This window comes from Aeromonas sp. s3 (genome assembly GCF_040907805.1).
GTDB lineage: Bacteria > Pseudomonadota > Gammaproteobacteria > Enterobacterales > Aeromonadaceae > Aeromonas > Aeromonas dhakensis.
In genome coordinates this window covers 469,029-491,389 of the sequence record NZ_JBFOCQ010000033.1, presented here as the reverse complement: position 1 = coordinate 491,389, position 22,361 = coordinate 469,029, and the positions used below count along the sequence as shown (strand labels likewise).

At 62.2% G+C, this 22,361-nt stretch carries 19 protein-coding genes; 15 read left to right on the top strand and 4 right to left on the bottom strand.

Annotation, left to right across the window (positions count from 1 at the left end; all coding sequences use genetic code 11):
- The first annotated feature begins 371 nt into the window (after positions 1 to 371).
- The 13 genes from AB5Y98_RS20400 to AB5Y98_RS20340 all read left to right on the top strand — a co-directional run bounded on the left by AB5Y98_RS20400 (position 372) and on the right by AB5Y98_RS20340 (position 15,009).
- Positions 372 to 971, top strand: coding sequence for a 4Fe-4S binding protein (locus AB5Y98_RS20400; RefSeq protein WP_368232761.1), 600 nt, complete (start codon positions 372 to 374; stop codon positions 969 to 971).
- A gap of 46 nt (positions 972 to 1,017) precedes the next feature.
- The gene (gene fdhF / locus AB5Y98_RS20395; RefSeq protein WP_336291131.1) at positions 1,018 to 3,162 is read left to right on the top strand and encodes a formate dehydrogenase subunit alpha; all 2,145 of its coding nucleotides are present in this window, start codon (positions 1,018 to 1,020) and stop codon (positions 3,160 to 3,162) included.
- A gap of 81 nt (positions 3,163 to 3,243) precedes the next feature.
- Positions 3,244 to 3,642 (top strand): hypothetical protein, encoded by a 399-nt coding sequence (locus AB5Y98_RS20390; protein ID WP_005301849.1) that lies wholly within the window; start codon positions 3,244 to 3,246, stop codon positions 3,640 to 3,642.
- A 354-nt stretch (positions 3,643 to 3,996) separates the two neighbouring features.
- The gene (locus AB5Y98_RS20385) at positions 3,997 to 6,126 is read left to right on the top strand and encodes a sigma 54-interacting transcriptional regulator (protein WP_368232760.1); all 2,130 of its coding nucleotides are present in this window, start codon (positions 3,997 to 3,999) and stop codon (positions 6,124 to 6,126) included.
- Between the two features lie 9 nt (positions 6,127 to 6,135).
- The gene (fdhD, locus tag AB5Y98_RS20380) at positions 6,136 to 6,993 is read left to right on the top strand and encodes a formate dehydrogenase accessory sulfurtransferase FdhD (RefSeq protein WP_368232758.1); all 858 of its coding nucleotides are present in this window, start codon (positions 6,136 to 6,138) and stop codon (positions 6,991 to 6,993) included.
- A 125-nt stretch (positions 6,994 to 7,118) separates the two neighbouring features.
- A complete protein-coding gene (recR, locus tag AB5Y98_RS20375; RefSeq protein ID WP_010633741.1) occupies positions 7,119 to 7,721 on the top strand; it encodes a recombination mediator RecR in 603 nt (200 codons plus the stop codon).
- A 222-nt stretch (positions 7,722 to 7,943) separates the two neighbouring features.
- The gene (gene htpG / locus AB5Y98_RS20370) at positions 7,944 to 9,857 is read left to right on the top strand and encodes a molecular chaperone HtpG (protein ID WP_123246316.1); all 1,914 of its coding nucleotides are present in this window, start codon (positions 7,944 to 7,946) and stop codon (positions 9,855 to 9,857) included.
- 254 nt (positions 9,858 to 10,111) lie between these two features.
- On the top strand, positions 10,112 to 10,756 hold the full coding sequence (adk, locus tag AB5Y98_RS20365) for an adenylate kinase (protein WP_005301834.1): 645 nt from the start codon (positions 10,112 to 10,114) through the stop codon (positions 10,754 to 10,756).
- A gap of 114 nt (positions 10,757 to 10,870) precedes the next feature.
- Positions 10,871 to 11,845 carry a ferrochelatase gene (hemH, locus tag AB5Y98_RS20360; protein WP_005301832.1) on the top strand — a complete coding sequence of 325 codons (975 nt, stop codon included), beginning with the start codon at positions 10,871 to 10,873 and terminating at the stop codon, positions 11,843 to 11,845.
- A 73-nt stretch (positions 11,846 to 11,918) separates the two neighbouring features.
- A complete protein-coding gene (locus AB5Y98_RS20355; RefSeq protein WP_117403350.1) occupies positions 11,919 to 12,311 on the top strand; it encodes an MAPEG family protein in 393 nt (130 codons plus the stop codon).
- Positions 12,312 to 12,490: 179 nt separating this feature from the next.
- The gene (locus tag AB5Y98_RS20350; RefSeq protein WP_010633745.1) at positions 12,491 to 13,795 is read left to right on the top strand and encodes an inosine/guanosine kinase; all 1,305 of its coding nucleotides are present in this window, start codon (positions 12,491 to 12,493) and stop codon (positions 13,793 to 13,795) included.
- A 188-nt stretch (positions 13,796 to 13,983) separates the two neighbouring features.
- Positions 13,984 to 14,346 (top strand): DUF2750 domain-containing protein, encoded by a 363-nt coding sequence (locus tag AB5Y98_RS20345; RefSeq protein ID WP_005301823.1) that lies wholly within the window; start codon positions 13,984 to 13,986, stop codon positions 14,344 to 14,346.
- A 168-nt stretch (positions 14,347 to 14,514) separates the two neighbouring features.
- Positions 14,515 to 15,009, top strand: a complete 495-nt coding sequence (locus AB5Y98_RS20340) for a hypothetical protein (RefSeq protein WP_010633746.1) — start codon at positions 14,515 to 14,517, stop codon at positions 15,007 to 15,009.
- Here the strand turns inward: AB5Y98_RS20340 and AB5Y98_RS20335 are convergent.
- On the bottom strand, positions 14,972 to 16,612 hold the full coding sequence (locus AB5Y98_RS20335; protein ID WP_017765834.1) for an EAL domain-containing protein: 1,641 nt from the start codon (positions 16,610 to 16,612) through the stop codon (positions 14,972 to 14,974). The genes AB5Y98_RS20340 and AB5Y98_RS20335 overlap by 38 nt on opposite strands.
- Before the next feature lie 188 nt (positions 16,613 to 16,800).
- Here AB5Y98_RS20335 and glgC point away from each other — a divergent pair, with 188 nt between their 5' ends.
- Positions 16,801 to 18,075: a glucose-1-phosphate adenylyltransferase gene (gene glgC / locus AB5Y98_RS20330; RefSeq protein ID WP_005301813.1), complete on the top strand. Its 1,275-nt coding sequence runs from the start codon at positions 16,801 to 16,803 to the stop codon at positions 18,073 to 18,075.
- A gap of 78 nt (positions 18,076 to 18,153) precedes the next feature.
- Here the strand turns inward: glgC and AB5Y98_RS20325 are convergent, their stop codons facing one another.
- The 3 genes from AB5Y98_RS20325 to AB5Y98_RS20315 all read right to left on the bottom strand — a co-directional run bounded on the left by AB5Y98_RS20325 (position 18,154) and on the right by AB5Y98_RS20315 (position 21,142).
- Positions 18,154 to 20,154: a hypothetical protein gene (locus AB5Y98_RS20325; protein WP_368232756.1), complete on the bottom strand. Its 2,001-nt coding sequence runs from the start codon at positions 20,152 to 20,154 to the stop codon at positions 18,154 to 18,156.
- Positions 20,155 to 20,301: 147 nt separating this feature from the next.
- Complete coding sequence (locus AB5Y98_RS20320; protein WP_017778915.1) at positions 20,302 to 20,853, bottom strand: lipoprotein; 552 nt, start codon at positions 20,851 to 20,853, stop codon at positions 20,302 to 20,304.
- A 46-nt stretch (positions 20,854 to 20,899) separates the two neighbouring features.
- Positions 20,900 to 21,142, bottom strand: coding sequence for a hypothetical protein (locus AB5Y98_RS20315; protein ID WP_164673728.1), 243 nt, complete (start codon positions 21,140 to 21,142; stop codon positions 20,900 to 20,902).
- A 25-nt stretch (positions 21,143 to 21,167) separates the two neighbouring features.
- Here AB5Y98_RS20315 and AB5Y98_RS20310 point away from each other — a divergent pair, with 25 nt between their 5' ends.
- A complete protein-coding gene (locus tag AB5Y98_RS20310) occupies positions 21,168 to 22,361 on the top strand; it encodes an isochorismate synthase MenF (RefSeq protein WP_017778916.1) in 1,194 nt (397 codons plus the stop codon).

Genomic DNA, 22,361 nt, shown 5'->3' with positions numbered 1-22,361 from the left:
TTTTGACCCTCGCCATGGCTTTTCTCCCCGGATTTCGTTCCTCCGCTTGCCCGGTTTAGGTCGGTCGATCCTGGCTGAAAACTCCTTCGAACGGCTCCACCACGCGGTTGGGACAGGGGCTTGTCAGCCGGTGTCGACCTCGTCACTTTTGTCGTGTCGATCACACTTACCACCCCTTCGTCACCCTCGTCAGTTACGGCTAATGCCGTCTTTGCTATCCAGATTACTCCTTTATTTTCATGAGCTTGTGATTTTTTGACGGCCATCTGCCGGTGTTGGTCTGATAAATGCTTTGTGGGGGCAGACCGCGTTGTCGCCTGCCAGGTGGGTGAGGGCGGTCGGGTGTAACGAACCATTTAGGATCCCTCTCTATGAACAGCTTCGTGATTGCCGATCCCGGTCTCTGTATTGGGTGTCGTACCTGTGAGGTGGCCTGCGCCGTTTCACACCAGTCAGGGTCCTGCAGCGGGACCCTTGAGCGGGAGGGCGGCCTGCATCTTGCCATCGAGGATGGACATCTGGTCTCCAAGGACAGCCATTTTCAGCCGCGCCTGAAGGTGATCGTGGGCAGCAAGGTGACCACGCCGGTGCTCTGCCGCCAGTGTGAAGACAAGCCCTGCGCCATGGCCTGCCCCAACAACGCCATCGTCACCGAGGATGGCTGCGTCAAGGTGCTGCAGGCGCGCTGCATCGGCTGCAAGTCTTGCGTGGTGGCCTGTCCTTACGGCGCCATGGCGGTGGTGGTGAAAGAGGTGGCCCCCACGGCCGATTCGCTCTTCAAGCGGCCGCAGACCAAGGCGCAGGCGCTCAAGTGCGACCTCTGCCAGCACCGCGAGGCGGGCCCAGCCTGTGTCGAGGTGTGCCCGACCCAGGCGCTGCGGCTGGTCACGCCGGCCCACCTTGACACCCTGAACCGGCAGAAGCAGCTGGCCAGTGCCGAGGCCCTGCTGGCGATGCCGGCCCGGGTGTGAGCGGGCTTGCCGAGCCGTTTTTCGTTAACAAACAAGAGTGTGAGTCATGAAAAAAGTCATTACCGTGTGCCCCTATTGCGGCACCGGTTGCAAAATCAACCTGCTGGTTGAAAACGACAAGGTGGTGGGGGCCGAAGGCGCCAACGGCCGGACCAACGAGGGGCAGCTCTGCCTCAAGGGCTATTACGGTTGGGATTTCTTGAACGACACCAACCTGCTGACCCCCCGCCTCAAGAGCCCGATGATCCGCCGCGAGCGCGGTGGCAAGCTCGAAGCCGTCTCCTGGGACGAAGCGATCGACTTTGCCAGCAGCCGCCTCTCCGCTATCAAGGCGAAATATGGCCCGGACGCCATCATGACCACCGGCTCTGCCCGTGGCCCCGGCAATGAAGCCAACTATGTGATGCAGAAATTTGCCCGCGCCGTGCTTGGGACGAACAACGTCGACCACTGCGCGAGGGTGTGACACGCACCCTCAGTCTCCGGTCTGGAGACAACTGTAGGCAACGGCGCCATGAGCAACGCCATTCCCGAAATTCAAGAGACCAAGTGCCTGCTGGTGTTTGGTTACAACGCTGCTGACTCTCACCCCATCGTCGCCCGCCATATCCTCAAGGCGAAGGCCAACGGGGCCAAGGTGATTGTGTGTGATCCGCGCATGGTGGAGACCGCCCGCATCGCCGATCAGTGGCTGCCGCTCAAAAACGGTTCCAACATGGCGCTGGTCAACGCCTTCGCCAATGTGTTGATCAATGAAGGGCTCTACAACAAGGAGTTCGTCGCCAACTACACCGAAGGGTTCGACACCTTCAAGGCCACGGTGGCCAAGTACACCCCGGAATACGTGGAGGGGATCACCGGCCTCAAGGCCGCCGATATCCGCGCCGCCATTCGCACCTATGCCGCATCGCCTGCTTCCATGATCCTGTGGGGCATGGGGGTGACCCAGTACGGTCAGGCGGTGGACGTGGTCAAGGGGCTGGCGGGGATTGCGCTGCTGACCGGCAACTTCGGCCGCCGTGGCACCGGCTGCGGGCCGGTACGCGGTCAGAACAACGTGCAGGGCACCTGCGACATGGGGATGCTGCCGCACCAGTTCCCGGGTTATCAGTCGGTGAGCGATCCTGCCATCAGCGCCAAGTTTGCCAAGGCGTGGGGCGTGGAGTCTCTGTCCCAGAAACCCGGCTATCGGCTGACCGAGCTTGGTCACAAGGTGGAGGAGGGCAAGTGCAAGGCCTTCTACATCTTTGGGGAAGATCCGGCCCAGACCGAGGCCGACCTCGGTCAGTTCCGCCGTACCCTGGCGGGGATGGAGCTGGTGATCGTGCAGGATATCTTCATGACCCAGACCGCCGAGATGGCCGACGTCATTCTGCCCGCCACCAGTTGGGGCGAGCACGAGGGGGTCTACAGCTCGGCGGATCGCGGCTTCCAGCGCTTCTACAAGGCGGTGACGCCGCCGGACAACGTGAAGCCGGACTGGGCCATCTTCTCGCTGATGGCGACAGCCATGGGGTATCCCATGGAGTATCGCGATACGGAGCAGATCTGGGACGAACTGCGCGGACTCTGCCCGCTCTACGCCGGAGTCAGCTACGACAAGATGGCCGATCTCAAGAGCGTGCAGTGGCCCTGTCCGACCGAGGATCACCCGGGCACCAGCACCCTGTTCGAGGGGAATGTGTTCACCACCCCGAGCGGCAAGGGTCAGCTGATTGCTTCCGAGTGGCGGCCGCCGCTGGAGCAGCCCTGTGCCGAGTACCCGTTGGTGCTCTCCACCGTGCGCGAAGTGGGCCACTACTCCTGCCGCTCCATGACCGGCAACTGCTCGGCCCTGCAGACCCTGGCCGATGAGCCGGGCTATGTGCAGATCCACCCGAGCGATGCCAAGAAGCTCGGGGTGAAGGATCAGGCGCTGGTCTGGATCTCGTCGCGCCGTGGCAAGGTGATCACCCGCGCCAACTACAACGAGCGGGTCAACGCCGGGGTGGTCTACATGACCTACCAGTGGTGGATCGGGGCCTGCAACGAGCTCACCATCGAGCACGTGGACCCCGTCTCCTACACGCCGGAGTACAAGTACTGCGCAGTGAAAATTGAGCGTATCGAGGATCAGCCAGGGGCGGAAGTGTACGTCCAGACTGAATACAGCGCGCTCAAGGCGAAATTGCGCAGCGCCGCCAAAGGGTAATCGTCGTTAATAAAGTGGATCCAGGCTCTGTATACAGGGCCCGGATCCGCTCATCCTTTTTTCAGCTGGCAGGTGTCCATCATGAAAAATGAATTAAATCTTTCGTTCGGGATCTTTTATGTCTCCGCTTATTTGCTGGTGATGTTGTTAGGGATTGGGTGTTTTCTATGGCACGACGAATTGATATTTTTGCTGGGGTTTGCCTTCTTCGGCTGTTTTATCGCCGCGCGCATCGCCATGAGCGCCGTGCTGGCGGCATTGAGCGTGCAGGCGGCCTGGCTCATCGCCTTTCTCTCCACCACCCTGGTCAACTGCCTGCTGGCGGGCGTGCTGGGGCTCGGGGTCTACCTCACCCATCGGGTGGTGTCGGTGGAAATAGCTGACAATATCAGTGGGTTATTGCTGGGACTTCAGCTCTTTTCCGCTGCCTTCATCTTCGGCGGGCTGAAGCTGCACAACTACCGGCTGCTCTCCTCATGAGCCTGCGACAGCGGCAACAGGGGCAGAGGAGGGGCCAGTTGGCGGCGATATGCGGCGAATGACGGCGATAGTGACGCTATATTTGGGCGCGGCGGGAAATATCCGCTGACGGAGCTGTAATATGTGCCAGGGCCGGCTTGGTTGTAATGGGGATGGGGCTAACTTATTATGCCAGCCATCCTGCGATAATCTGCGCGATGCTATTTCGCTGCATGTTAGTTTTTATAATTAAGCGTTAAATTTTTAAAAATTAATTATAACATCTGACTGCGATGGCTGATGCATTGTTTACCGTTGTTGCCGTGCTGCAATTGGCCGGCAAGGGTACCCATCTAGATGTAATGCGAGGCCTGAATGCTGAATGTGAGTGCCATTCCGTTGACCGACATCTCACCCATCTGGGATGACGGCTTTCTCTCCCTCTCCAAGAACCTGCTCTCCGCCGTCACCCTGGACGACTTCATCAAGAAGCTGAACCGGATCCAGCCCTGCTTTCGCCAGGTGGACCGGGTCAACCTCATTCTCAACCTGGGGACGGGGGAGGAGGCGGTCTTCTACTACCTGGGGGAGCAGGGGCCGGCGCACCTCATCTGCCGCAAGGCCGATCTCCATTTTTCCCGCGAGCAGGCCATCGTGCTGCCAGCGAGCCGCTTTCGCCACCGCTGCAAACAGCTGGCGAGCACCCCGGTTTATGACGGTTTGCACTCCTACTGCCAGCTGCCCATCACCACTGCCCGCAGCCACCTGGGCGGGGTGGAGTTCATCAGCCGCGAGGCCAATGCCTTCTCGATGGAGACCCTGGCCAAGCTGACCCAGCTGGCGGCCATCGTCGCCATTGCGCTGGAGAACGTGCTGGACAAGGAGCGCACCCTGGAGCAGGCCAACTCCCTGCGCCTTGAGCGCGACAGCTGCAAGATCCTGGTGGACGTGACCAACGCGGTGATTAAGTTAGTGCGCATCGCCGAGCTGCCCCAGAGCCTGTTCACCATACTGCACCACCACTTTGGCATCAGCAGTCTGTGCCTGGCCGAGTACAACGCCACCTCTGACAGCTTCAAGAGCTACCTGGTCAATCAGCAGCAGCGCGAACAGCCGGGCATCATCAACCATTCGTGTTTTGAGAAGAACTGCCTGCAGGGGGCGCTCGGTCACAGCGAACCCTTCTTCCTCTATCGCGAGCAGGGCCACGGCTGTCAGTCGAGCTGCCGCTTCACCTCCCAGATCCTGCCCCCCGACGCCGACAGCTCCTGCATCCTGCCGCTGCGCTATCGGGGCAATCTGCTGGGGGTGCTGATCCTCTCCCACCCACAAGCGGATTTCTTCGCCGACCTCGATATCTCGCTGCTCGAACAAGTGGCGGCGCGCACGGCGATTGCCATGAACAACGTGCAGGCGCAGCAGGAGATCTCCAACACCAACGGCGCCAGGGAGAAGACCCTTCGGGTCGACGGGCCTGCACCGCAGGGGGACTTTGCCAACATCATCTACCAGAGCGCCGTGATGGAGAGGGTGCTGGAGAAGGTGAAGCTGGTGGCCCAGAGCGACTGCACCGTGCTCATTCTGGGGGAGACCGGCACCGGCAAGGAGCTGATCGCCCAGGCCATTCACGCCCTGAGTACCCGCCACGATCACGAGATGGTCAAGGTGAACTGCGCCGCCATTCCCACCGGCCTTATCGAGAGCGATCTGTTCGGCCACGAGAAGGGGGCCTTCACCGGCGCGCTGACCCAGCGCATCGGCCGCTTCGAGCGGGCCCACAAGGGCACTTTGTTCCTCGACGAGGTGGGGGACATGCCGCTCGATCTGCAGCCGAAACTGTTGCGGGTCCTGCAGGAGCACGAGCTGGAGCGGGTGGGCAACAGCAACCCCATCGCCATCGACGTGCGGCTGGTGGCGGCCACCAACTGCGATCTGCTCTCCATGGTCAAGAACAAGCGCTTTCGCAGCGACCTCTATTACCGGCTCAACGTCTTTCCCATCGAGCTGCCGCCCCTGCGCGAGCGGCGCGAGGACATACCGCTCCTGGTCAACTTCTTCATCAAGAAGATCGCCAAGCGGATGCGCCGCACCATCACCTCCATTCCGGCCGACGCCATGAAGATGCTGGTGTCGCTCCCCTGGTACGGCAACATCCGTGAGCTCGAAAACATCATCGAGCGGGCAGTGGTGATGACCCGCGGCCATGTGCTCAACCTCTCGCCGGACGAGCTGCTGCCCCTCAAGGGCTTTCACAAGATAGAGACCCTGGTCTATGACGAGCCGGCCCGGGAGCTGTTTCGCGAGCCGCAGCCCGCCTTGCCGCAGGGTGACGAGGCACAGGGTGAGGATGAGCGGGTCAGCATCATCCGGGCGCTGAAGGCGTGCAACGGCATCGTCGCTGGCGAGCGGGGCGCGGCTCAGCGCCTGGGCATGAAGCGCACCACCTTGCTGTCGAAAATGAAACGGCTCGGGATCTCGGCCAAAGATCCCCGCACCCTCAACTAAGGCCCCCAGATGTTGCTTGAACTCGACCCCGATACCCCGCAGGCGCTCAGCGCCCATCGCGAGGTGGTCCATTACCATCAGCGCGGCGTCACCACCGACAGTGCCATGCAGCTGCCCTGCGAAACTCCGGTGGCGCTGGTCTACAACGGCATCGCCCACAGCGTGATGATGTGCTCGGCCGCCGATCTCGAGGATTTCGCCATCGGCTTCTCGCTCTCCGAGGGGATCATCGACAGCCTGCTCGATATCCACGACATCGAGCAGCAGAGCGCCTGCCGCGGCATCGAGCTGCACATCACCCTGGCCAATCGCTGCGTCCATCGCCTGAAAGAGAAACGGCGCACCCTGGCAGGGCGCACCGGGTGCGGCATCTGCGGCAGCGAGAGCCTGGAGCAGGTGGTGCGCGCCCAGCCAAGGCTGCCCGACAGCCAGCGTTTTGCGGTGGGTCATATCGACAAGGTGCTGGCGGCGCTGCGCCCGCTCCAACTGCTGGGGCAGAGCACGGGGGCGACCCATGCCGCCGTGCACGTGGACGGCGAGGGCAACATCCTCGCCATTCGCGAGGACGTGGGGCGCCATATCGCGCTGGACAAGCTGGTGGGGCACCTGCTGCGCAGTGGCCGGCGCGATGGCGCCATCCTGGTGACCAGCCGCGCCAGCTTCGAGATGGTGCAAAAGTGCGCCAGCGCCGGGGTGGAGATCCTGCTCGCCATCTCGGCCGCCACCGAGCTCGCGGTGGAGCGGGCCGAGCAGACCGGGCTTACCCTGGTGGGCTTTTGCCGTCCGGGGCGGGCGGAGATCTACAGCGGCCGCCAGCGCATCCTGCTGGCGAGTACGGCGTCATCTCCCGTTTCGGCAGAGGGCTGAGGGTACAAGGCCATTGGCGCTCGGGGTTGGCTCGGGTATAGTCCTGCGCCAACAAGATAGGTTCGGTCGCGCTCCTTGCCCGTCAGGGCGCCGTGGCCGACACAGCGTCAAAGGATACCAAGCCCATGAAATTCAGCCCGCTGCTGGATGAGATGATGAAAGCCCTGCAGGTGCTGCCGGGTGTCGGCCCCAAGTCGGCCCAGCGCATGGCATTTACCCTGCTCGAGCGTGAGCGCAGCGGCGGCCTGCGGCTGGCCCAGCTGCTCTCTCGCGCCCTGACCGAGATTGGTCACTGCAGCCACTGCCGCACCTTCACCGAGAACGAGCGCTGCGAGATCTGCGCCAATCCCAAGCGCGAAGAGAACGGCCTGCTGTGCGTGGTGGAGAGCCCGGCGGACGTGGCCGCCATCGAGCAGACCGGCCAGTTCTCCGGCCGCTACTTCGTGCTGATGGGCCACCTCTCGCCGCTGGACGGCATTGGGCCCGAGGAGCTGGGGCTGGAGATCCTGGAGCGACGGTTGAAAGACGAGGCGATCAGCGAGCTGATCCTGGCCACCAACCCCACCATCGAAGGGGACGCCACCGCCTGGTACATCGCCGACATGGCCCGCGCCGCCGGCGTCAAAGTGAGCCGGATTGCCCACGGGGTGCCGGTGGGCGGCGAGCTGGAGCTGGTAGATGGCACCACGCTCTCCCACTCCCTGATGGGGCGCCAGCCCCTCAACTGAGTCAGCGCCAGTTACTGAGCTGAATCTGCGTAGCGACTCAGCCCACGATACCAGAACCCGCCTCGGCGGGTTTTTTGTTTGCGCAGGATGGGGCCACGGCCTCGATTGGCGCAAAAATCGCCATTCGCACCGTTCGTTGTATTTGTCCCCTTGAAATGGCGATCGCCGGCCCCATCTTGGATCGGGAATATGTTCAACCCGAATCGCCTGAGGATAGTGTCGATGACCCAAAGCGTTCATGCCGAAACCCACGGGTTTCAGACTGAAGTCAAACAACTGCTGAGCCTGATGGCCCACAGCCTCTATTCCAACAAAGAAGTATTCCTGCGCGAGCTTATTTCCAACGCCTCCGATGCGGCGGACAAGCTGCGCTTCAAGGCGCTTTCCGATGCCTCTTTGTTCGAAAACGACGGCCAGTTGCGCGTTCGCCTGGTGGTTGATAAAGAAAAACGGACCCTGACCATCTCCGATAACGGGATCGGTATGACCCGGGATCAGGTGATCGAGCACCTGGGCACCATCGCCAAATCCGGCACCGCCGAGTTCTTCAAGAACCTCTCCGGTGATCAGGGCCGCGACTCCCAGCTGATCGGTCAGTTCGGGGTGGGCTTCTACTCCGCCTTCATCGTCGCCGACAAGGTGACCGTGGTCTCCCGCGCCGCCGGTACCGAACCGGGCCAGGGCGTGCAATGGGAATCGGAAGGGGAAGGCTCCTTCACCGTGGCCGACGTGACCAAAGAGGGTCGCGGTACTGACGTCATCCTGCACCTGCGTGCCGAAGAGGACGAGTTCCTCGACGACTGGCGCCTGCGCTCCGTGGTCAGCAAATATTCCGATCACATCAGCGTGCCGGTGGAGATGTACAAAGAGGGCACCCCGGATCGGGAAGAAGACGGTGAAACCATCGTCGGCACCCCGGGCGAGTGGGAGCAGGTCAACCGCGCCACCGCGCTGTGGACCCGCAACCCGAAGGACATCAAGGACGAGGAGTATCAGGAGTTCTACAAGCACGTCGCCCACGACTTCGAAGATCCGCTCTTGTGGGGTCACAACCGGGTGGAAGGGGCCCAGGAGTACACCAGCCTGCTCTACGTGCCGGCCCGCGCACCGTTTGACCTCTACAACCGCGAGCAGAAGCACGGCCTGAAGCTCTACGTGCAGCGCGTCTTCATCATGGATGACGCCGAGCAGTTCATGCCGACCTACCTGCGCTTCGTCAAAGGGGTGCTGGACTCCAACGATCTGCCGCTCAACGTCAGCCGCGAGATCCTGCAAGACAACAAGGTGACCGTCTCCCTGCGCAAGGCCTGCTCCAAGCGCGTCTTGACCATGCTAGCCAAGCTGGCCAAGGACGACGCCGAGAAGTACGCCAAGTTCTGGAGCGAGTTCGGCAATGTGCTGAAAGAAGGCCCGGCCGAGGATTACGCCAACCGCGAAGAGATCGCCAAGCTCTTGCGCTTTGCCAGCACCGCCGGCGAGGGCGAAGCCCAGACCGTGTCGCTGGAGGATTACGTTGGCCGCATGAAGGAAGGCCAGCAGAAGATTTACTACATCACCGCCGACTCCTACGCTGCCGCCAAGAACAGCCCGCACCTCGAGATCTTCCGCAAGAAGGGCGTCGAAGTGCTGCTGATGTGGGAGCGGGTGGACGAGTGGCTGATGAGCCACCTGACCGAGTTCGACGGCAAGCAGCTGGTCTCCGTCACCCGTGGCGAGCTGGATCTCGGCGATCTGGAAGACGAAGCCTCCAAACAGGCACAGGAAGAGGCCGAGAAGGCCAACGCCGGTCTGGTGGAGCGGGTCAAGCAGAGCCTGGGCGAGGCGGTGAAAGAGGTGCGCGTCACCCACCGTCTGACCGACTCGCCGTCCTGCATCGTCACCGATGCCCACGGCATGAGCACCCAGATGATCAAGCTGATGCGCGCCGCCGGTCAGCCGGTGCCGGAGCAGAAGTACATTCTGGAACTGAACCCCGACCACGCCCTGGTGAAGAAGCTCGATACCATCCAGGACGAGGCGCTGTTCGGCGAGTGGGTCACCCTCTTGCACGAACAGGCTCAGCTGGCCGAGCAGGGCGGGCTGAATGATCCGGCGAGCTTCGTCTCCCGTATCAACCGTCTGTTACTCCAGGCATGATGTTTGGGCCCACTGCGTGCAGTGGGCTCTTTCTTTTCTGGCGCCTGCCCCGTTTGGGGCGGGCGCCAGTTGCGTGCAGTGCTGCTGCATTTTCACTCATTTTTCGTAAACGGATCTGCGCCAATGGTCGTATTGCCGTGACGGGAAAATGGTGAAAAATAAGTCACTCACACGGGCCAAGCTTGTGGAAATGAGCGAAACCGTGTAGTTTTTTGCCTTCTCAAGAATTGAATAACCAATCAATAGGAGCGTGTATGCGCATTGTTCTGTTGGGGGCTCCGGGTGCCGGCAAGGGTACTCAGGCTCAGTTCATCATGGAAAAACACGGTATTCCGCAGATCTCCACCGGCGACATGCTGCGTGCCGCGATCAAGGCGGGCACCGAGCTGGGCCTCAAGGCCAAAGCCGTGATGGACGCAGGTCAGCTCGTCTCTGACGACATCATCATCGGCCTGGTCAAAGAGCGTATTGCCCAACCGGATTGCGCCAACGGCTTCCTGCTGGACGGTTTCCCGCGCACCATTCCCCAGGCGCAAGCCATGAAGGATGCCGGTGTTGCCGTGGACTTCGTGCTGGAGTTCGACGTGCCGGACGAAGAGATCGTCAAGCGCATGAGCGGTCGTCGCGTTCACTCCGGCTCCGGCCGTACCTACCACGTGGTGTTCAACCCGCCGAAAGTGGAAGGCAAGGACGACGTGACCGGTGAAGATCTGGTGATCCGTGCCGACGACGAAGAGACCACAGTGCGCAAGCGTCTGGATGTGTACCATCAGCAGACCGCACCGCTCATCGGCTTCTACGGCAAGGAAGCGGAAGCGGGCAACACCCGTTACGTCAAGATTGATGGCACCCAGCCGGTGGAACTGGTCAGCAAGCAGCTGGCGACCATCCTGGGCTAAGCCCGCCATTGCCATCGTCCCCCAGGGGCCAGCGGCAATGTGCCATTGAGACAAGGGCCCGACAGGGCCCTTTCTTGCATATAAGACATAACAACAGAAAGACAGGAAGCAAACGTGACCACGAAAACCGGGATCTTGCTGGTCAATCTGGGTACCCCAGCCGCGCCCACCACGGCCGCCGTCAAGGCGTTTCTCAGCCAGTTTCTGCACGATCAGCGGGTCGTCGACCTGCCGCGCTACCTCTGGTGCCCGCTGCTCCACTTCATCATCCTGCCGACCCGCTCCCCCAAGGTGGCCAAGCTCTATCAGCAGGTGTGGACCGAGCAGGGCTCGCCGCTGATGGTGATAAGCCAGCAGCAGCGCGCGGCGCTGGAGCAGGAGCTCAGACGCGAAGGGGTCGAGGTGCCGGTGGAGCTGGCCATGACCTACGGCTCCCCTTCGCTGGAGGAGGGCTGGCAGGCGCTCAAGGCCAAGGGGGTCAACCGGGTGATCCTGTTGCCGCTTTATCCCCAGTATTCGGTCAGCACCACCGCCTCGGTGTTCGATGGCTGGAGCCGGGCGATGAAAAAAGAGCGCAACCTGCCGGTGGTGCGGCTCATTCGTGATTACCATGCTCACCCCGAATATATCCAGGCGCTGGCCATGAGCGTGCGCCGCCACTGGGAGCAGCACGGCCAGGGCGAGCACCTGCTGATGTCGTTCCACGGCATTCCCGAGCGCTACGAGCGGGAAGGGGATCCCTATGGTCAGCAGTGCCGGCGCACCGCAGCCCTGCTGGCCGAGGCGCTCGGGCTGGAGGCCAGCCAGTGGACCGCCAGCTTCCAGTCCCGTTTTGGCAAAGAGGAGTGGCTCAAGCCCTACACCGACGTGACCATCGGCGGCCTGCCGGCAACCGGGATCAAGCGGCTCGATGTGATCTGCCCGGCCTTTGCCGCCGACTGCCTCGAGACCCTGGAGGAGATCCAGGTGCAGAACCGGGAGATCTTCATGGCCGCCGGGGGCGAGCAGTTTGAATACATTCCGGCCCTCAACAGCGATCAGGCCCACATCCGCATGATGGTGTCGCTGATCTGCCGCGAGCTGGCCTGATCGACACGCCGCCCGTGCCGTACCCCGGAGCGGGCCGTGTTTTGTTCGTTATCCAAGGAGAAGGAGTGTCATCATGATGCATATCACCCTGATTTACGCCGGCCTCTTGGGGCTGCTGTTTCTGCTGCTCTCCTTCTGGGTGGTCAAGCGCCGCGCCCAGTTCAAGGTGATGATTGGGGAAGGGGAGGCGCCGGAGATGCGCGCCGCCATCCGGGCCCACGGCAACTTCGCCGAGTACGTGCCGCTCACCCTGCTGCTGATGGCGCTGTGCGAGCTGGCGGGAGTCGGTGCCTTCTGGCTGCACCTTGGCGGCGTGCTGTTGCTGGTGGGGCGCATCCTGCACGCCATCGGCATCCAGATCCCCAAGGCGCCGAATATGCCGCGCCTCTTCGGCACCCTCTTCTTCTGGCTCTCGCTCGGGCTCTTCTCGGTGCTGGCACTGGCCAGCGGGCTCGCCGCCAGCTGAGTCTTGTCCGCCCCCAAAACCACCTCCTCGCGAGGTGGTTTTTTTGATGGGTTTTGGTAAACGTTTTCCTCTGCAACCCTTGTCTATACTGACTTCATATTTTAATCAGGCGACTTTTCGGCGCGGCGGATTGTGTTAAAATCCCGCCCCTCTTTCCCCCAGAGCACAAGAACATTGCCATGAAATTTCCCGGTCAGCGCAAGTCCAAACACTACTTTCCAGTGGATCGTCGTGATCCCCTCATCTCCCAGAGTGCGGAGCTCTCGGAGCGGGGCAAGGCCTATGTGGTCGGGATTGACCAGACGCTGGTCGACATCGAAGCGCACGTTGACCTGGCGTTTCTCGAGCGTTATGGCCTGAGCCGCGGCCACTCCATGCTCATCTCCGACGAGGTGGCGGAGCAGATATACGACGAGCTCAAGAGCAACAACATGGTGGTGAGCGAGTTTGCCGGTGGCACCATCGGCAACACCATGCACAACTACTCGGTACTGGCGGACTCCCACTCCATCCTGCTCGGCGTCATGAGCCAGGACATCCGCATCGGCAGCTACGCCTACCGCTACCTGTGCAACACCTCGTCGCGGGTCAACCTGGACTACCTGCAACCGGTAGACGGCCCGGTCGGCCGCTGCTTCACCTTCATCACCGAAGGGGGCGAACGCAGCTTTGGCATCAACGCCGGCAAGATGGACCATCTGGATGTGGCCCACATCCCCGAGGAGATCATCAAGGAGTCCTCCGCCCTGGTCATCACCGCCTATCTGGTGCGCGGTGAAGATGGGACTCCGATGAAGGAAGCGGCCATGGCCGCGGTGCGCTATGCCCGCGAGGCCGGCGTGCCAGTGGTGCTGACCCTGGGCACCCGCTTCGTCATCGAGTCCGACCCCCAGTGGTGGCGCGACTTCATCAGCGAGAATGTCACCGTGCTTGCCATGAACGAGGAAGAGGGCGAGGCCCTGACCGGCTTCTCCGATCCGCTGGCCGCCGCCGACAAGGCGCTGGACTGGGCCGACATGGTGCTCTGCACCGCAGGGCCGGTGGGGCTCTACATGGCCGCCTACACCGAAGATGACTTCAAGCGCGAAACCACCCTGCCGCTGCTGCCCGGTGTCATCCCCGAGTTCAACATGTACGAGTTCAGCCGCCCGATGACCCGCAGCGGCTGCCGCGTGCCCAAGCGCATCTACTCCCACATCTCCCCCTACATGGGTGGGCCGGAGAAGATCAAGAACACCAACGGGGCAGGGGACGGGGCACTCTCCGCCGTGCTGCACGACATGGTGGCCAACGCCTATCACCGCAGCGCCGTGCCCAACTCCGCCAAGCACGTGGCCGAGTTCCTCACCTACTCTTCGCTCTCCCAGGTGTGCAAGTACGCCAACCGGGTGAGCTACGAGGTGCTGGCCCAGAGCAGCCCGCGCCTGTCGCGCGGTCTGCCGGAGAAGGAAGACAGCCTGGAAGAGGTGTACTGGGAGCGTTGATCCCACCCTCTGCGCTGAAAACGCCTCCTTCGGGAGGCGTTTTGTCAGGTAAAGCCCGCCATCGGGCAGTTTTTTGTGTGATAACCCCCAAGATGCTTGAGTCCATGTCGCTTTTGCGACACCATTTGGCCACCGCATTGCCACTCGGCACTGCCGTGGCCGCAGCACCCGATTAAAGAGAGAGCCCCATGAGTAAGTTAACTGACAATCTTGACGCCAATTTCCAACTGTTCATCGAAGAAGTCCGCGAGTCGGGTCAGGTGTGGGGTCTGCGCTACGGTGAAGACTGGGTGGTCTGCCGTTCTGCCGAGTTCGAAGATGCGGACGTGATGCCGCTCTGGTCCGCCGAAGAGGACGCCCGTCTGCACTGCGTGGACGAGTGGGCCGACTACGAGCCGGAAGTGATCGAGCTGGAAGAGTTCCTCGACATCTGGATCAACGATCTGGACGAAGACGACGTGCTGGTCGGCCCGAACTGGAACGCCGATCTGGAAGGGCAGGAGCTCGAACCCATCGAGCTGGCCAAGGCGCTGGTGGAACTGGACGCCTGAACCAGGCTGCATTGAACCGGGCCTTGGCCCGCGTGACGAGAACCGATATCCGCGAGGATGTCGGTTTTTTTATGGCCGGCTTGCAGAATACTGAATGAAAAGGCGATTTGCCTTTGCACCCGCCAAAGGGATGGTCCATCATCAACCTTTTGCCGAGCGGGAGGAGCCATGTTTGTATTCGACGTCACCGGCGCTGCGGGGGAGCGGGCCGAGATCCGGGTCCAGGCGCTGGACTGGGGACAGAGCGGCCCCGTCACCTTTCACTGTGATGACGATCGACTGGCGGTACTGCTGCTGACCGACTGCCGCTGCGATGCGGTGGGCTTCTTCAACTTGCTGGCGGGCTGCAAGCCGCTCTATCTGGAGCAGTGGCTCAGCTATCTGCAGGAGACCGGCCGCATCGCCAAGCAGAGCTGCCAGCTGGAGAGCCCGGCCCAGGAGGATTACCTCGCCAAGGCCGGTCTTGAACACGAGGAGCTCAATGCCCTACTGGGGCAGGTCTATCAGGTGGCGGGCTTCAACCGGCTGCAGATCAACCGTTACCTCAAGAACCGCCACAATCCCACCGCTCTGGCGACCCGCTACGATCAGAAAGAGCTGGAGCGCTATCGCCAGCTCAACGACATCATTCTGACTCTGTTGAAGTTGAAGCATCCTCAGTAAAGAGCCCGAGCTGGCTGATGTCCGGCCGAAGCGGCTGGGGCCTGGCGATGAGATAGCCCTGCAACCCGTCCACATACATACCCTGCAGCAGCTGCTTCTGGCCCAGCTGCTCGACCCCTTCCGCAATCACCTGGCACCCCATCCGGTGTGATACATCGACGATCATCCGCACGAACTGCTGATTGGTGAGATCCTGCTCCAGCCCGGTGATGAGAGCGGGGTCCAGCTTGATGTAGTCGGGCTTGAGCTCGCGAAACAGATTGAACGAGCCGATCCCCTTGCCGAAGTTGCAGATGGCGGAGCGGCTGCCGTTGCGTCTGAGCAGCTCGAACACCCGCTTGGCCCCGGTCAGGTTGCGCTCCAGGTGCTCCTCATCCAGCTCGAACACCAGGTTGGCGCTGGTGTTGGGATCGTTGAGCAGCTGTCGGTCCAGCCAGATCAGAAAGGCGCTGTTTTGCAGCAGATTGCTGGAGAGGTTGATGCCCCAGCGACTCTGGTTGGAGCCAAAGGCCCGGTACTGGCGCATGAAGTGGGTCACCAGCATCTGCTCCAGCCGCATCACCATGTCCAGCCGCTGGGCCATGGCAAACAGGGTGTCGGTGGGCAGCACGGTACCGTCGGCGCTGCTGAAGCGGGGGTAGATCTCGTTGTAGGCCAGCATGCTGCGGTGCATGGGCTGGATCGGCTGATAGGTAAAGTCGATCCGCTCCTGCTCCAGCAGCTCGGTCAGCACCAGCTTCCAGTGATGCTGCCCCTGCAGCTCCACCACGTTGTCATCCTGCTGGATGGCCCAGCCATTGACCGCCTCGGTCTGGGCGCGGGCCAGCGCCAGATCCGCCCGGGCCAGAATGGCTTCTACCTTCTGGCCGCTGCTGAGCCGGGTCAGCCCCGAGTAGGCGGCGCTCTCCAGCTCATGCTCCTGCTGGTAGTGATCGAAGGCGATCTTCAGATCCCGCCCGAGCAGGGGAGGCGGTATGTTGGCCTCTGGCCGAACCAGCACGGCGAAGTCGGCCCCCGAGATGCGGTAGACCTGATGGCCAGGAAAGCGGTTCACCACCCTGGTGATGAGGTTGGCAATATCCTTGATGTAGGCATCCCCCGACTGAAAGCCGCGCTGGGCGTTGAGCTTGCCAAGCTCGGTGGCGCGGACCAGCACCAGGGTGGCGGTCTGGGTATCCTGATCCCGCTGCAACAGCTCGGTCATGTCGCGCCGAAAGGCGTGACGGTTTTGCAACTGGGTCAGTTCGTCCTGGGTCGCCTGGTGGTGCAGTTCATTGATCTGGCGGTGGGCATCGAGCTCGGCTTCGTTGAAATGGGCGAGCAGTTGCTGCAGGGCGGCCTGGGCTGTCGGGGTCTCCAGGCAGGTGGGGTCGCGCAGTTGCAGCGCCCGGCACCACACCTGCTCCTGTCTCTCCCGATCTGCCTGTTGCAGCCTCATCACCAGCCGGATCAGCAGGCCAAAGCCGAGCAGGCTGGTGGCGAGGATGAGCAGCAGGGTGAGCGGCGTGCTCACGAAGGCGAGCCAGAGCCCCTGCAGCATCAGCAGGGGAGCACAGATGAGAGCCATCACCATCAGCTGGTTGCTCCCGAGCTTGTTCAACATGGTGTCATCCTTGATGATGTCGTTGATGCTGAAATTCTAACCAAGCTCGCATCGCAAAGCATGCGATCCTGCTCAACTCCTGGAAAAGGGCCAATTGAAATCAGTTAAATGTGAGTGAAACCACTTTCATGACGCCGGAAACAGGCGAAGATGAATCGAGAATGGATCAAAACAAGGCAGAGGTAATTATGTTGTTAGAACCCGTAAATACTGCCAAAGCACGGCAACTATTGAACCAGAGTATGGCCTTGGTGCTCGCGGGGGGACGGGGCAGTCGCCTGAAGCAGTTGACCGACAACCGCGCCAAGCCTGCCGTCCATTTTGGCGGCAAGTTCCGCATCATCGATTTCGTGCTCTCCAACTGCATCAACTCAGGCATTCGCCGGGTGGGGGTGGTGACCCAGTACAAGTCCCACAGCCTGCTGCGTCACCTGCAATCGGGCTGGTCTTTCCTGCGCTACCAGATGAACGAGTTCATCGACCTGCTGCCTGCCCAGCAGCGGGTGGACGAGGTGCACTGGTATCGCGGCACCGCCGATGCCATCTACCAGAACGTCGACATCATCCGTGACTACGGCCCCAAATACATAGTGGTGCTGGCGGGGGATCACATCTACAAGATGGACTATGCCGCCATGCTGCTCGATCACGTGCGCCTCGGCGCCAAGGTGACGGTGGCATGCATCGAGGTGCCGCGCGCGGAGGCTTCCGCCTTCGGGGTGATGGACATCGACGAGCAGCGCAAGATCCGCGCCTTCGTGGAGAAGCCGGCCAATCCGCCCGCCATGCCGGGTAACGAGCACGTCTCCCTGGCTTCCATGGGCATCTACATCTTCGAGGCGGAGTACCTCTATCAGCTGCTGGAGGAGGACATCCACAACCAGGAGTCCAAGCATGACTTCGGCATGGACGTGATCCCGCGCATCGTGGGGGAGGGCAAGGCTTTTGCCCACCCGTTCACCATGTCCTGCGTGGGAGCCAAGGAGGGGCTGAAACCCTACTGGCGGGATGTGGGTACCCTGGATTCGTTCTGGGAGGCCAACATGGATCTCGCCTCCGTGGTGCCCGAGCTGGACATCTATGACGAAAACTGGCCCATATGGACCAGCCAGACCATGACGCCGCCAGCCAAGTTCGTGCAGGACCGCAACGGCCAGCACGGCATGACCATCAACTCCATGTTTGCGGGGGGGTCGATTGTCAGCGGCTCCTTCGTGCTCAACTCCGTGCTGTTCACCCATGTGCGGGTGCACTCCTTCTGCACCCTGGATCAGGCGGTGATCTTCCCCGGGGTAGAGATAGGTTCCGGCTGCCGCTTGCGGCGGGTGGTGGTGGACAAGGGCTGCAAGCTGCCCGATGGCCTGGTGGTGGGGGAGAACGCGGACGAGGATAGCCGCCGCTTCTATCGCTCCGAGCAGGGTATCGTGCTGGTGACCAAGGAGATGCTGGCCAAGCTGGGGTGATGTCACTGCCAACGCCAGACGCCACAATTAAAAAGGGAGCCGATAAGGCTCCCTTTTGCTGTTCAGCCGGGCGGCCGATTATTTCTCGGTGATCAGCGCCTTGGCGGCCATCACCATGGCGGTGCCGTGCTTGCCACCGGCGGCAGTCACTTGCGGGACGCCATCTTCGTCGGTGTCACCACCGGCCCCTTCGATGACGTTCTCGCCGGAGTCGCCAATCCACTCGGCCATCTGCATGCCGCCGTTGACGGTGCCGCGGAACCAGCTCACGTAGCGCTGGGTCAGCTGGGCCAGCTCCAGCGCCGGAGCCTTCTCGCTGCCTTCGTTGCGCAGGTTCAGCATGGCGGAGCGCAGGGCGCCGGAGATGGCGGCCTGGGTCCAGGGGGTGTATTCACCCTGTTTGCCAGCGAGCCAGGTACCGGCCTTCTGGTTGAAGTAGGCCTTGTCGGCGGCGATGAACAGTTCGCGCGCCGCGGTGCGGTACTTGGCATCCGAGGTGGCCAGGAAGGCGGCGGTCAGGCCGCGGATGGCGGCAAACTGCGCGTCGATGGACTGGCCGGCATCGAGCTTGCCACCCAGGGTGATCCCATCGTGCACCAGCCCATTTTTGCCCTTGAGATTGGCCAGGATGAAGTCGGCCTGCTGGCGAATGAGCACCAGTGCCTGCTGGCCCTGGGCGGTTTTCAGATTCAGCTCGCCATTGTCACCGGCGGCGTAGCCCACCGGCAGTGCATCCTGGGCGCGCTGGAAGATCTGCAGGGCGACCAGGCTGTAGGCGGCGTCAAAGGTGGTGACGTGCTTGGCCTGTTTGCCGGCCTGCCAGCTGTCGATCAGGGTGCCGGCCTTGGGCTCGAAGTGCAGGGCGGCCAGGTTCTTGAAGGTCAGATTGGAGAGGTTCAGCGCCAGGGAGAAGGCATCGTCACCCGCTACCAGCTTGGCGGCATCGCTGCCCTTGTTGGCGGCCGGTGCAGCGGCGAACGGGGCACCGTCAAACACGGCGTGGAAGGCCGGGTTCTGGTTGGTGTTGGCGCTGCGCTGATCGGTGAAGGCGTAGAACTCGGAGAGCGGCCACAGCATCATCCAGGCGTCGCGCAGCTGGGCGGAGCCATCCACCACCTCCAGCTTGCCGATGGCGCCGACCTCGTTCTTGGCAGTCTCGGTCACTTTCACCTGATGGGGGAAGTAGACGATGCCCTTGGCCGGATCGTATTGCGGAGTGATCCTGGCGCCCAGCTGCTTGCCGTCAAAGCCGAGCTGACCCTGCAGGATGGCCAGCTTGTCGATGGACTGCTCGGTCAGCATCATGCCGTTGAAGCCGTCGGCGGCAGAGACCCCCAGTTTGTGCTTGCCGTCCTGATCCATGGTGGCGGACGCGGCTTCCACCTCTTCATCTGTCTCGGCCACGTGCATGCCGCCGAGGAAGTCCTGGGACCACATCACCTCTTTGAGCAGGATGCCGCCCACGGCCGCCGGTACCAGCAGGTTGTCACTGCCGCTCCAGCGCAGGGTGGCGTAGTCGCGGAAGTAGGCGGGGACCTGGGTCTTGACGCTCTTCTCGTTGCCCTTGGCGGTCTTGATGGTGATCTGGTCGCCGTTGACCGGGGTGGCGTTGACGGCTTGCGCGAACTCCGGATTGGCAGAGGAGTAGGGCAGGGAGAGGGGATACATGCCCTGCGGCACTTCATCGGCCGGGAAGCCGACCGCATCGGCCATGGCCAGCACCCGCTGGCCGAGGGTGGCCATGGTGCCGCCACGAGCCAGGTTTTGCGGCCCGTTCACCAGGTGCGGGCCCATGCCGGATTGATAGTTGAGGGCGTACATCGCCTCTTCGGAGTACTCATAGGATTCGATGCCGGCGGCGAAGTCGAACGGAGTCGGCTCGTCGGCGCGGTTGGCGTCCAGCACATCCAGATCCAGACCGAGGGCTTCGGCCAGCGGCTCGCCGGAGAGCTCGAATTCGGTGTAGGCCAGCATGTTGGCGGCGGTGTTGAATGTCTTGTCTTCTACCTTGACGGCGGCGTGTGCGGCGCCGCTCAGGATCGCGCAGGCGATCGCCTGGACCAGTACGGTTTTTCTCATGTCCCTTCTCACCATATGTTTGATTTTATTATGACGCTTCTCATGAATCTAAATGAGAATGGTGTGCATTATGAGGCAAAGGGAGGGGCTTGAGAAGAAAAAACCGCGCCCCTGGGGTTGAAGAGAAGAGGGGCGCGGCGGCAGGCATCACATCAGTTTGAAGGGGATCACCAGTCGACCCGGCTCTACCTTGAGCGCTTCAACCTTCTCCTTGATCCGCGCCTCGTTCTGGCGGCTGCCATCGAGCCGGTAGACTGGGGTCTGGGAGAGGAACAGCGAGAGCGACTGGTTGAAGGTGGGCAGCAGCGGGGTGAGGGCGGTGCCCACGTCGGCCGGCTCTGTCTTGACCGAGAGCAGCTCGAGATCGCGCAGATAGATGGCCCCCTGCTCGGCCACGTAGTCGGGACGGGCGCTCAGGGAGAAGCGGATCTTCATCTGCTGGCTGCCGAGCGGGCTCATCACCTGCAGGTCGCCGGCGGCATCCAGCTCGACCCGGTCAGCTTGGCGGCGACCGATGCGGCTTTGCATCTCATCGAGGCGGATCTTGCTCGACATGATGCCGGGGATCCCCAGCTGTTTTTCGAAGGCGACCCTCTCTTTGAGGTACTGGTTGATCTCCCCTTCGCTGACGTTGTACTGGGTGAGTGAACAGGCCGCCAGCAGCAGGCTGAGGGGGAGCAGAAGCAGGTGCTTTAACATCGAGGATCCCGTGGGTTGAGACAATGGTAATGAAGATGGCGCCATCTTAGGGGTAAATGGCGTTCGCTGCCAGCGCGGGCGGTGAGTCCGCGGTTTTTGTCGCAGCCTCATATGGGGTGTTGGCAGCGGTGCTCATACGGGCAAGAGGGGTCGGCCCTGCACGGCGGGCCACGACGGGCAATATCCACAGATAAGTTCCAGTTTTATCGACATAAAAATCCCATTGACCGGGGGATTTCAAAGCGAGTATTTTACCGCCGCACAAATACAAATTGATAATCATTATCATTTTGAATCATATTTGAGGGTGTAACGTGGATACTCTTGTGATGGAAAATAGCGCGCCTGCCCAGGCTGCGTCACCGCCCGATTTCTTGTTTACCTCGGGGCAGGGCACGATCAGTGCCACTGACCTGGGCCTGCCTATCACCACCCCCGCCTGTGAATGGCCCTTGCTGGAACAACAGATTGCCGACGCGCTGGCGGCGGCCAGCGCCGCCGGCCAGAGCAACCCGCTGCTGATCGGTGCCTTTGCGTTCGACCCGGCGGAGGCCTCCTGCCTCTATGTGCCCGGCCGTTATAAGCGGGGCGAGCGCCCTGTCTCGGCGCAGCAGGCGCCTACGACAGCAGCAGCGGACGAGCAGGCCGCCGAGGCCAACCGGGTCATCTCGGTACAGAGCACCCCGCCGGCCAGCGAATTCCAGGCCTCGGTCAGCGCGGCGCTGGATGCGTTTGCACAAGGCCGGCTATCCAAGGTGGTGTTGTCGCGCAAGCTGACACTCACCCTGCACCAGCCCGCCGATCCGAAGCGGGTGATGACCCGTCTGATGGCCCAGAACCCCCACGCCTTCCACTTCTCCCTGCCGCTTGGCCAGGGCCGCCGTCTGCTCGGTGCCAGCCCGGAGCTGCTGCTGCGGGTCAGCGGGGGAGAGGTGTTCACCCATCCGCTGGCGGGCTCCGCCAGACGGGCGAGCGAGCCGGCGCAAGACGAAATGGTGGCCCGGGATCTGCTGGCCTCTCGCAAGGATCAGCATGAACACAAGTTGGTGATCGACGAGATCCGCCGGGTGCTGACCCCCCACTGCCGCGAGCTGGCGATACCGTCCAGCCCCTCGCTGATGAGCACGGATACCCTCTGGCATCTGGGCACCCCCATCGCCGGCCGGCTGCTCGGCGGCGAGGCATCGGTGCTCTCCCTGGCCTGCCAGCTGCATCCCACCCCGGCCCTGTGCGGCTATCCCACCGAACTCGCCCGCCAGTTTATCCGCGAGCAGGAGCCCTTCCGGCGCGCCCTGTTCAGCGGCATCGTCGGCTGGTGCGACAGCCAGGGCAATGGCGAGTGGGCCGTGGTGATCCGCTGCGGCGTGCTCGATGGCCATCAGGTCGAGCTGTTTGCCGGCGCCGGCATCGTCGCGGGCTCGGATCCCGCCATGGAGTGGGCCGAGACCGGCACCAAGCTGGGGACCATGCTCAAGGCCCTGGGCCTGGATTTGGAGGTGGCGCAATGA